The organism is Novacetimonas hansenii, assembly GCF_014843995.1.
Lineage (GTDB): Bacteria > Pseudomonadota > Alphaproteobacteria > Acetobacterales > Acetobacteraceae > Novacetimonas > Novacetimonas hansenii.
In genome coordinates this window covers 1,067,228-1,077,500 of record NZ_CP062147.1, presented here as the reverse complement: position 1 = coordinate 1,077,500, position 10,273 = coordinate 1,067,228, and the positions used below count along the sequence as shown (strand labels likewise).

Here is a 10,273-nt window from a genome sequence, read left to right as displayed (position 1 = left end):
GGACCGGGCGTGCCGACAAACAGGAAGCCCGCCAGCCTGTGCGGGGCCTCAAACCCCAGTTCCGCCGCCAGTTGCGGGTCATAGGTCACATCGCCACTGACCCAGACCGCGCCGAACCCGGTCAAATGCAGGGCGTTAAGCACATTCATCGCCGCTGCGGCCACGGCCATTTCCTGTTCAATCAGGGGGATCTTGTGATCGGGACGCAGATGCATGCCCAACGCGATGACCAATGGCATGGTCGAAAACCGTCCGCGCCGCTTTTCGATCTTGGCCTCTGCCACATCCGGGTCAAGGCGCTTCATGCTTGCCACCACCAGTTCGGCGACACGGGCACGGGCGTCGTCGCGGATCACGACATAACGCCACGGACGCAGCCGCCCATGATCGGGTGCGCACATCGCCGCCGAAAGTATCCGTTCAAGCTGCGCCGCATCAGGCGCAGGCTGCACCAGCGCATCGGTGGAAAAGCGTGACAGCAAAAGATCAAGCGATGTCATTACATACGTTCCTTCGATAACGGGTCGGGTGGAACAGCACATGTGCATATCAACGTGCATCGCCCACCGGGCCATGGGGCGGTGTTGCGACATGCAGATGCCGCCGTGACCCTGCGCACCCCGCCCATCCGCAATACGCGTCGCACCATGCCGCAGATACCGTGCAAAGCCAAGGGAACCGCACCAGCATGCCGCCGCGCCCACCCCCATGCCACCGGTGGGTGGCAGGATCGGTATGGATTCCACCGCCCCCCTTGCTGTAGAAGGGACAACCATGACCGAACCCCGCTCCGCCACGATTCACCGCGCCACCAGCGAAACCGACATCACCGTGTCCATCAACCTTGATGGCACCGGGCAGACCCGCATCGCCACGGGTATCGGATTTTTCGATCACATGCTGACGGCCCTGGGCCGGCACAGCATGTGCGACCTGACGGTGGAGGCGAAGGGCGACCTGCATATCGACTATCACCACACGGTGGAGGACACGGGCATCGCGCTTGGCAAGGCATTTGCGCGCGCGATCGGCGACAAGCGTGGAATCCGCCGGTATGGCAGCGCGCTCGTCCCGCTTGATGAAGCGCTGAGTGAAGCGGTGATAGATATTTCGGGTCGTCCCTACCTTGCATGGTCGGTGGAGTTCACCCGGGACAAGATCGGGGAGATGGACACCGAACTGTTCGAGGAATTCTTTCGCGCCTTCGCCATGAGTGCGCTGGTGACATTGCATATCACGCAGCGTTCGGGCCGCAACTGCCACCATATCGCCGAAGCCTCGTTCAAGGCGCTGGCCCGCGCATTGCGCATGGCCGCCGAACATGACCCCAGGGCACAGGGCATCGTCCCGTCCACCAAGGGCGTATTGTGACCTTCTACGCCACATGGGCGCCACCGGAACAACCCGACGCGATGGCTGCGACCCTTGTGCCACAACGCATGTCGTGGCTGGTGCTGGTGTTGGGGTGGCCGGGACTTCTGGCGCGCGGCGCCTTCGTCTCCGGGCTGATGGCCGGGGGCCTGACGCTGATGGCATGGGCCATCGTGCCCCATGGTGTTCCCCTATTCGTGCTGCTTGCGGCAATGCATGTGCTGGCCGGGATATGCGCCGCGGACATCCTTGCATGGGAACTCCGCCTGCGCGGCCTGATGCCCGGCCCCGTCATCATGGCCACCAATGCCGGTGATGCCCGCCTGCGCCTGGTACAGGCCACCGTACAGGCCACCGCCCCCTTCACCACCCCGAGTGCATGAGAACGCCGATGTCCTCCCCCCAGCGCCAGTCCATCGTCGTCATCGACTATAACGGTGGCAACCTTGCCTCCGCCGCGCGGGCTCTGACACGGGCGGCGCAGGATTGCGGCATCGCGGCGGATGTCACCATCACCGCCGACCCACACGCCGTACTGGCGGCCGACCGGATCGTCCTGCCCGGACAGGGTGCGTTCGCGGACTGCGCGGCGGGACTTGCCGCACAGCCGGGCCTGCAGGATGCGATCATCGCCGCGACAGACGGGGGCACGCCGTTCCTTGGTATCTGCGTGGGCATGCAACTGATGGCGACACGCGGGCGCGAACATGGGGTGACGCCGGGTTTCGGATGGATCAGGGGCGATATCACCCTGATGTCCGCCCCCGGCCTGCGCCTGCCGCAGATGGGGTGGAACCAGTTGGACTTCACCCCCGGTGCCCACCCCCTGACAGAGGGGCTGGCACCCGATGCCCACGGCTATTTCGTGCATTCCTTCGCACTGAGCGGCCATGACCCGGCAACCCTTGTGGCCACGACCGATTACGGCGGCGCGGTACCGGCCATTGTCGCGCACGCAAACCGCGCAGGCACGCAGTTCCATGTGGAAAAAAGCCAGAAGGTGGGGCTGCGTATCCTCGCCAACTTCCTGCGCTGGGCCCCGGCACCCGCCACCGGCGGCGCATTGGGGCCGTCATGACGTCCTCCCCCGCCCCGCGCCTGAGCACGGAACGGCTGCAATCGCTGTCGGAAGACGACCTGCACTCCCTGTGCGAGGCGACGCACGCCGCCATCCTTGATGGCGGGGGATTCGGGTGGCTTTCCCCCCCGCCCCATGATGTGCTGGAACGTTATTTCCGTGGCCTGCTGCTGGTGCCGGAACGCCAGTTGTTCGTCGCGCGCCATGACGGGATGATCGTGGGTGCCGCACAGCTTGTGCGCCCGCCGCGCAATAACGAAGCGCAGGCGATGAGCGCCACCATGATGCATTTCTATATCGCCCCCTATGCCCGTGGGCTGGGACTGGGGCAGATGCTCCTGACCGAGGTGGAGCAGTGCGCCCGCGCGATGGGGTACCAGATCCTCAACCTTGATGTCCGCGCGACGCAGGAAGGGGCCGTCGCCCTGTTCCGTGCGCACGGATTCTATCACTGGGGCACGCACCCCAGCTATGCCCGTGCGAACGGACAGACCGTCAGCGGACTTTTCTTTACCAAGCGCCTGCAGGATGACGAGCGGATCGTGCCCGCCCACCCGCAGGATACCTCCACCCCCATCCCTGCCGCAGGACATGCCGCCGTGACCGGACACAGCCTGACACTCTATCCCGCAATCGACCTCAAGGATGGTGCCTGCGTGCGCCTGCGCCGTGGGGAAATGGACCATGCCACAGTCTATTCCGACGATCCCGGCGCACAGGCGCGTGCCTGGGTCCATGCAGGATACAGATGGCTGCATGTCGTTGACCTTAACGGTGCGTTTGCCGGGCGTTCGGCCAATACCGAGGCGATCGAGGCGATCATCGCCAACGCCACCGTCCCGGTACAGCTTGGCGGTGGGCTGCGTGACCTCGACAGCATCGGCCACTGGCTTTCGGTGGGGATCACGCGCGTCATCCTTGGCAGTGTCGCGGTCAAGAACCCCGACCTTGTGCGCGAGGCATGCCGCCTGTTCCCCGGTCGCATCGTCGCGGGCATCGACGCCCGCAGCGGGCAGGTCGCAACCGAAGGCTGGGCCGAAACGTCGGAGATGAAGGCCGTGGAACTTGGCCTGCGGATGCAGGATGCCGGTGTCGCCAGCGTGATCTTTACCGAAATCAGCCGTGACGGCATGCTGACGGGCATCGATATCGCGCAGACGGCGGAACTGGCGAATACGCTGGATATTCCCGTCATCGCCAGCGGCGGCGTCGGCAGCCTCGAACATCTCGAAGCCCTGCGCGCCGCAACTGCGCAGGCACCGGGGATCGAGGGGGTGATCGTCGGGCGCGCGCTGTATGATGGGCGGGTCAATCCCGCCGACGCGCTGCGGGTGCTCGCCTGATGCTGAAGCTTCGCGTCATTCCCTGCCTTGATGTCAAGAACGGGCGCGTGGTCAAGGGCGTCAACTTCGTCTCCCTGCGCGATGCGGGCGACCCGGTGGAACAGGCGGCGGTGTATGACGCGGCGGGGGCGGATGAACTCACGTTCCTTGACATCACCGCCAGCAGTGAAAACCGTGATACCATCCTTGATGTCGTCAACCGCACGGCCGAACGCATCTTCCTGCCGCTGACGGTGGGTGGTGGCGTGCGCACGACTGACGACATGCGCCGCCTGCTGCTGGCGGGGGCGGACAAGTGCGCCATGAACTCGGCCGCGGTATCACGCCCCGAACTCATCAGCGAGGCGGCACGGAAATTCGGCAGCCAGTGTGTGGTCGTCGCGATCGACGCCCGTTCGGACGGGCATGGATCGTGGGAGGTCTATACCCATGGCGGGCGCACCCCCACCGGGCGCAACGTCATTGACTGGTGCCGCGAGGTCGCCGAACGTGGCGCGGGGGAGATCCTGATGACAAGCATGGACCGCGACGGAACGGGCAAGGGGTTTGACCTTGATCTGCTGCGTGCTGCGTGCGGCGCGGTGCGTGTCCCCATTGTCGCGTCGGGCGGGGTGGGCGATCTGCATCATTTCATCGAAGGGGCAAAGGCAGGCGCGACAGGGCTTCTGGCGGCCAGTGTCTTTCACTTCGGGCAGTTCACCATACCGCAGGTCAAGCAGGCGCTGGCCGGGGCTGGCCTGCCCGTGCGCCAGACCTGCTGATCCCCCCTTCCCCCCGAACGCAGCCCACGCACGAAAGAGACACGATGCCAAAGCCCCCCAAATCCAAACCCGACGCGCCAAAGGCCCCCAAGGCCAAGAAGGCCGCGACCACCAAAACCCCGGCCAAAGCGCCTGCCAAGACCCCGGCCAAGGCGGCGTCAAAGGCTGCGGGCAAGGCCCAGGCCCCCACCATCGCCACAGACATGCCGCAGGCGACGCCGGACGTGCTTGATCGCCTGTTCGAGGTGGTGAGTTCACGGCGCGGCACGGACACATCCATCAGCCATTCCGCCCGCCTGCTGGCACGCGGACGTCGCAAGATCGCACAGAAATTCGGCGAGGAAGCCGTCGAATGCCTGATTGAGGCCGTATCGGGCAATCGTGACGAACTGATCAGCGAAAGCGCGGACGTGCTGTACCACCTGATTGTCATGTGGGTGGATGCAGGCGTTGAACCGCAGGAAGTCTGGTCCGAACTCCTGCGTCGCGAGGGCACAAGCGGCATCGCGGAAAAGGCTGCCCGCCCGCGCGACCCGCTGGCATGACCACACGCCGGACCATCGGCCCCATCGGACACGTGGCGCCATCCGCCACGCCACACACCGCATCACCGCATATTATCTGACAAAGGACAGGGCAGAGATCATGGCCGTCAAGGAAAGCCTACCATACGATCCGCAGAACGTCTTCGCGCGTATCCTGCGCGGCGAACTGCCGTGCAACAAGGTCTATGAAAACGACTACGTCCTTGCGTTTCATGACATCGCGCCCAAGGCACCGATCCATGTGCTGGTCATCCCCAAGGCCCCGTATGTGTCCTTTGCCGATTTCAGCCAAAATGCGTCAGAGGCGGAAATTACCGGGTTCACCCGCGCGGTGGGCCAGGTCGCACGCATCTTGCAGGTTGACGGGCCGGGGTACCGCCTGTTGTCGAATATAGGGGAGGAAGGCGGACAGGAAGTACCGCATTTCCATGTCCATATCTTCGCCGGGCGTGCGCTTGGCCCGATGCTGCCGGAATAATCACCCGGTGGCATAGAACCCGGCAAAACATAGCCGGGTGACACATAAAAGTTTTTGGGTGCCGCCTTTCGATCGAAAAAGGCGGCGTCTTCTGAAGCTTTTTGGAAAAAGCTTCACCAAAAACTTTTATGATTTCAGTATGTTATTGAGCCTGACTTTTCAAACAGTCTCTAACAGGCTGTCGGATTGGGGTGTTTCCCTAATCTGACGCACGGCGCTCGATACCGCATGGAGGGTATTTCAGGCTGTGAGCCGCGCCACTCTGCGGCAGTTGTAGGCGAGTGCTGCGAGGGTCCACTCGGTTTTGACGCGGGCGAGGCCCCGGAGATGGAAGCGGGTGAAGCCCATGGCGGCCTTGATGATGCCGAACACGGGCTCGACGGTCTGTTTGCGCAGGGCGTAGCGGCGTTTTGTGGCGGGATTTTCGAGGCGTTCCTTCATGGCCAGCCGCCATGGCTCGGTGATTTGACGCGGCTTCTTGTCCGGTCTTTCAGGGCGGAAATCGTAAGACCTGCGCGCAACGGGCCGGCCGATCGCGACCAGCGGTTCAACACCGCGCGCCTCAAGCCGTGCGACCGCCGGGCCGGAGGCATAGCCGGTATCGGCCAGCACACAGCCCGGCAAGCCGATACCGTGTTCCATGGCCAGGACGATCTCGGCAAAGCCCGGCGCGTCGGCGGTGGTCGCCACGACATCGGTGGTCAGGATCAACTGGCTGCCTTCGGCACAAACGACAGCCTGGGCGTTATAGGCTTGGCGGAATTCATGCGCGTCCGAGCGCCGCATCAAACGGCTGTCCGGGTCCGTCAGATTGGTCTGTCGATCGGGCGGCGGCGTGTCGGCGGGCGGCTTCGGTGCCCGGCCCCGACGGCCCTTTTTCGCGTCATAAGCCGCCTTCTTGCGATCGTATTCCTCGCGCGCGGCTTCGGTTTCCGCGCGGGATTGCGCCTCCAGCCGGGCGCAGGCTTCATCCAGCTTCGCTTTCAGCGCCTCGCGTCGCGCCAGTTCCGCGGGCAGCGCCTGCGGATCGATCTCGGTGGCATCCGCCGTCTCGGCACACTCCATCAGGTCTGCGATATCGCCGGCCAGCTTCGCGCGCAGTTCCTGCATTCGGTCATACCGGATCGAGCGGAATTTCGAGGCGTCGGCGTCGATCTTCGTGCCGTCGATCGACACCGTGCCCAGCCGCATGAGCCCAGTCTCGCGCGCCAGCAGCAGGACCTGGAGGAACGCAGCCTCGATGGCTGCGCGATTGGTCCGACGGAACGTCGCGATGGTGTCGTGATCAGGATGCAGATTGGCCGCCACGAAGCGCATGCCGATATCGCGATACGTCGCCCGCTCGATCCGGCGTGACGAAAACACGCCGTTGGCGTAGCCATGAATCAGCACCGCCAGCATGAGGCGGGGATGGTATTGCGCCTTGCCCCCCGTCCGGTTCGGGATCGAGAATGCCGAAAGCGGCACCCGATCTACCGCCGCAACAATGAAATGCGCAACGTCGTCGGACGGTAGCCACGCGCGCAGATCAGGCGGCAAGAGATACGGCTGCGATCGGTCAAACGGGATGAATGAGCTCATCACCAAAAACTACCGCTTTCCGGCAATGGCGGGTACCCCAACCCGACAGTCTGCTAAAACGCCTTGAATGCCCCTTAGCAGCGACTTGTATTTTCCATTCCCCCTTCCTTGACCTTTTGGGGGCTCTCAGGCGGATGGCACCGCCGGGTCGGCCGCCTGCAAGGCGAACAGGCGGTGATACACCCCATCGGGATGCGCCATCAGTTCCGCATGTGTCCCATCCTCGCACACCGTGCCATGGCGGAAGACGATGATGCGGTCCAACCCCACCACCGTGGACAGGCGATGGGCGATCACCAGCACGGTCCGCCCTGCCATCAGCCGCTCCATCGCCTGCTGGACCAGTTGCTCCGATTCTGAATCGAGGCTGGATGTCGCCTCATCCATGATCAGGATGCGCGCATTGCTCAGGAACGCACGGGCGATGGCAATCCTCTGGCGCTCGCCCCCCGACAGCTTGACCCCGCGTTCGCCCACCATCGTGGCATACCCCAGCGGCAGGCGTTCGATAAAGTCCGCCGCATTGGCCAGTTGCGCTGCCCGCACGATTTCAGCAGGGGTGGCGTCAGGCCGGCCATAGGCGATATTGTCACGCAGGGAACGGTGGAACAGCAACGGTTCCTGTGGGACAATCGCGATGGAGGACCGTAAGGAAGATTGCGCCACGGTGGCGATATCGGTGCCGTCGATGGTGATCCGTCCCGCCCGTACGTCATACAGCCGTTGCAGCAGTTTCGTCAGCGTCGTCTTGCCCGATCCCGACGGCCCCACCAGCCCGACACGGCTGCCTGCCGGGATATCAAGGCAAAGGTCTGAAAACAGCGGCGCACGCCCCTGCCCACCATAACCAAACCCGACATGTTCAAAACGGATATGCCCCTGCGTCACATGCAATGCAGGCGCGCCGGGCGGGTCCACGATCCCGGGAGGGCGGGCGAACAGGTTGACGAGTTCGTCCATCTCGTTCACCGCGCGTTGCACGATGGAGATCTGCTGTCCGATATCGCGCAGATATCCCTGCACCACGAACATCATCGTCAGCACATAGGCCACATCCCCCGCATTGGCCTGCCCCCGCGCCCACAACACCACCACGGCTGCAATCATGCCGATGCGCATGACCAGGGCCGCCAGTGCCTGCAGGTTGGCGCTGTTGGTGCCACGCAGCCACGAACGCACGGTGCGGTGCCGCCAGCGCCCGACAATCCATGCCAGGTGCGCGTCCTCGCGCTGTTCCGCGCCGCTGGCCTTCACCACGGCGTTGCAGGTCACCGCATCCGCCAATGCCGCCCCCATCCGTGTATCCCACGTGTTGGCAAGGCGTGAGGCCGGCGCGACGTACTGCAATGTCAGCACGACCGACAGCACCACCAGCGCCACCGACCCCACTGCCAGCAACAGCCCCATCACCATCCAGTGCAGGCCAAGCACCAGCGTGGTTGCCACCAGCACCAGCGCCTCGGGCACCAGCAGGAGCATGATGGTATCACCCAGCGTATCCATCGCCCATGTCCCGCGCGTGATCTGGCGCACGGTCGAACCGGCGAAATTATTGGCGTGCCATTCGCTGGAAAAACGCTGCACCCGCGCAAAGGCCCCGGTCATGATATTTTCCATGACACGGGAATTCAGGTGCGTGATCCCACGATAGGAGGCCCGCCGTCCCATTACCCCAGCAAGGCCCAGTGCAGCCAGCCCCGCGACCATGACCATGGCGTCATGCCTGCTGCCCGGATGGGCATGCGCGACATCATCCACCAGCCATCCCGCCAGCAGCGGCGTCAGAACATCGGTCAGGGTCGCGACCATCACCCCGCCCAGCGTCCATCCAAGCAGGCCCGGATGCATCCGCCAGCGCGCAATGGCGAAACCAAGGACAGCAACAAAAGTGCGCCGTGCCCGCGCAGGATCGCGCGATGTGGGAAGGGTCGTGGTGGGGTTGGTCATGTCTATTCCGATACCCGCGCGGAACCGGCATGTCGCGCACGGGGGCTGTGGTGAAAGGCGATGAGGCTGTGTTTGAAATACACTGGTAACGGGGAACGATAAAATTTCCGGTGATGTCCTTCGTTTCACTACGGATAACGCCTTGAGCAAGGCTTTCCGGGACGGCCACACCAGAAACTTTTACTTTCCCCAGATGCCCTCACGATCATCTTTTCAGACACCCTCAACAAAGAGGATACGGACGACTATCCGACCCTGGGGGCACGGAACAAGCGTCAAAGTGGTGCGGCGCATGGATTTACAGAACATTGCAAAGGGTGGAAGAAAGACAGCATCGCCATTATCGTGATCCAGGACCGAGCATGACCACCCCCGCCCGACCCGGCCCCCGCCCTGCCCGCCGCGCCATGACACGCGCCGAAGTCCGCACCTTCATCGAACAGCTTGCCGCCGCCAATCCAGAGGCACGCAGCGAGCTTAACTTCGTCGATGATTTCACGCTGCTGGTCTCCGTCGTGCTGTCAGCACAGGCAACCGATGCATCGGTCAACCGCGCCACGGCAGGACTGTTTACCGACGCGCCCGACCCGGCGGCGATGGTTGCACTGGGCGAGGAAAAGGTTGGCGCGCATATCCGCTCCATCGGGCTGTGGCGGACCAAGGCACGCAATGTCGTCGCCCTGTCGCAACAGTTGCTCGACCGCTTTGGCGGGATGGTGCCACATGATCGCACGGCGTTGGAATCCCTGCCCGGTGTGGGACGCAAGACCGCGAATGTGGTGATGAACATCGCCTTTGGCGACAGCACGATGGCGGTGGACACGCATATCTTCCGCCTTGGCAACCGCACCGGCCTTGCCCCTGGCACAACGCCACGCGCGGTAGAGGAGCAGTTGGTCAAACGCATCCCTGCCGACATGCTGCGCCCCGCCCATCACTGGTTGATCCTGCAGGGACGTTATGTGTGCAAGGCCCGCAAACCCGAATGCTGGCGCTGTCCCGCCTTTGCACCGTGCCAGTATCGCCTGAAGGATGATATCCGGCACGACGCCCCCACATCACAGGCATGATTTGAAAATATCATGACGTGAGATAAAGTTTTCTGGCGCAACTTTTGTCGAAAGGCGTCCCCTCCGCCTGAAAGATAAGTGTTACGCCTCCGAGGCTTT

Annotated in this window: 11 protein-coding genes (1 of these 11 only partly in view); 8 read left to right on the top strand and 3 right to left on the bottom strand. The window is 63.6% G+C overall.

The window, feature by feature from the left end; genetic code table 11:
• Window positions 1-500, bottom strand: partial view of a nitroreductase family protein gene (locus tag IFJ82_RS04625; protein WP_040513061.1) — the 5' portion only. 100 nt of this gene lie to the left of the window's left edge; 500 of the gene's 600 nt are visible here — the first part of the coding sequence; the start codon lies at window positions 498-500; its stop codon lies off the left edge, out of view.
• A gap of 274 nt (window positions 501-774) precedes the next feature.
• On the opposite strand from IFJ82_RS04625, the gene hisB reads away from it, so the two are divergent.
• From hisB to IFJ82_RS04590, 7 genes are all read left to right on the top strand, one after another.
• Window positions 775-1,371 (top strand): imidazoleglycerol-phosphate dehydratase HisB, encoded by a 597-nt coding sequence (gene hisB, locus IFJ82_RS04620; RefSeq protein ID WP_003622348.1) that lies wholly within the window; start codon window positions 775-777, stop codon window positions 1,369-1,371.
• Window positions 1,368-1,754 carry a hypothetical protein gene (locus IFJ82_RS04615; RefSeq protein WP_192265762.1) on the top strand — a complete coding sequence of 129 codons (387 nt, stop codon included), beginning with the start codon at window positions 1,368-1,370 and terminating at the stop codon, window positions 1,752-1,754. Before hisB ends, IFJ82_RS04615 begins: the two co-directional genes overlap by 4 nt.
• Window positions 1,755-1,762: 8 nt before the next feature.
• The gene (hisH, locus tag IFJ82_RS04610) at window positions 1,763-2,449 is read left to right on the top strand and encodes an imidazole glycerol phosphate synthase subunit HisH (protein WP_225578780.1); all 687 of its coding nucleotides are present in this window, start codon (window positions 1,763-1,765) and stop codon (window positions 2,447-2,449) included.
• Complete coding sequence (hisA, locus tag IFJ82_RS04605; RefSeq protein ID WP_048858890.1) at window positions 2,446-3,792, top strand: 1-(5-phosphoribosyl)-5-[(5-phosphoribosylamino)methylideneamino]imidazole-4-carboxamide isomerase; 1,347 nt, start codon at window positions 2,446-2,448, stop codon at window positions 3,790-3,792. The genes hisH and hisA overlap by 4 nt, the downstream gene beginning before the upstream one ends.
• Window positions 3,792-4,553 carry an imidazole glycerol phosphate synthase subunit HisF gene (gene hisF, locus IFJ82_RS04600; RefSeq protein WP_003622339.1) on the top strand — a complete coding sequence of 254 codons (762 nt, stop codon included), beginning with the start codon at window positions 3,792-3,794 and terminating at the stop codon, window positions 4,551-4,553. Before hisA ends, hisF begins: the two co-directional genes overlap by 1 nt.
• A 203-nt stretch (window positions 4,554-4,756) precedes the next feature.
• A complete protein-coding gene (locus IFJ82_RS04595; protein ID WP_225578829.1) occupies window positions 4,757-5,098 on the top strand; it encodes a phosphoribosyl-ATP diphosphatase in 342 nt (113 codons plus the stop codon).
• A 100-nt stretch (window positions 5,099-5,198) separates the two neighbouring features.
• Window positions 5,199-5,576: a histidine triad nucleotide-binding protein gene (locus IFJ82_RS04590; RefSeq protein ID WP_003622335.1), complete on the top strand. Its 378-nt coding sequence runs from the start codon at window positions 5,199-5,201 to the stop codon at window positions 5,574-5,576.
• A 240-nt stretch (window positions 5,577-5,816) separates the two neighbouring features.
• Here the strand turns inward: IFJ82_RS04590 and IFJ82_RS04585 are convergent, their stop codons facing one another.
• Together IFJ82_RS04585 and IFJ82_RS04580 are read right to left on the bottom strand one after the other, a co-directional pair.
• The gene (locus IFJ82_RS04585; protein WP_192265756.1) at window positions 5,817-7,157 is read right to left on the bottom strand and encodes an IS1182 family transposase; all 1,341 of its coding nucleotides are present in this window, start codon (window positions 7,155-7,157) and stop codon (window positions 5,817-5,819) included.
• Window positions 7,158-7,283: 126 nt separating this feature from the next.
• The gene (locus IFJ82_RS04580; protein ID WP_192265754.1) at window positions 7,284-9,104 is read right to left on the bottom strand and encodes an ABC transporter ATP-binding protein; all 1,821 of its coding nucleotides are present in this window, start codon (window positions 9,102-9,104) and stop codon (window positions 7,284-7,286) included.
• Window positions 9,105-9,466: 362 nt separating this feature from the next.
• Between IFJ82_RS04580 and nth the strand changes: the two genes are divergently transcribed.
• Window positions 9,467-10,174: an endonuclease III gene (gene nth / locus IFJ82_RS04575; protein WP_003622331.1), complete on the top strand. Its 708-nt coding sequence runs from the start codon at window positions 9,467-9,469 to the stop codon at window positions 10,172-10,174.
• Window positions 10,175-10,273 lie beyond the last annotated feature (99 nt).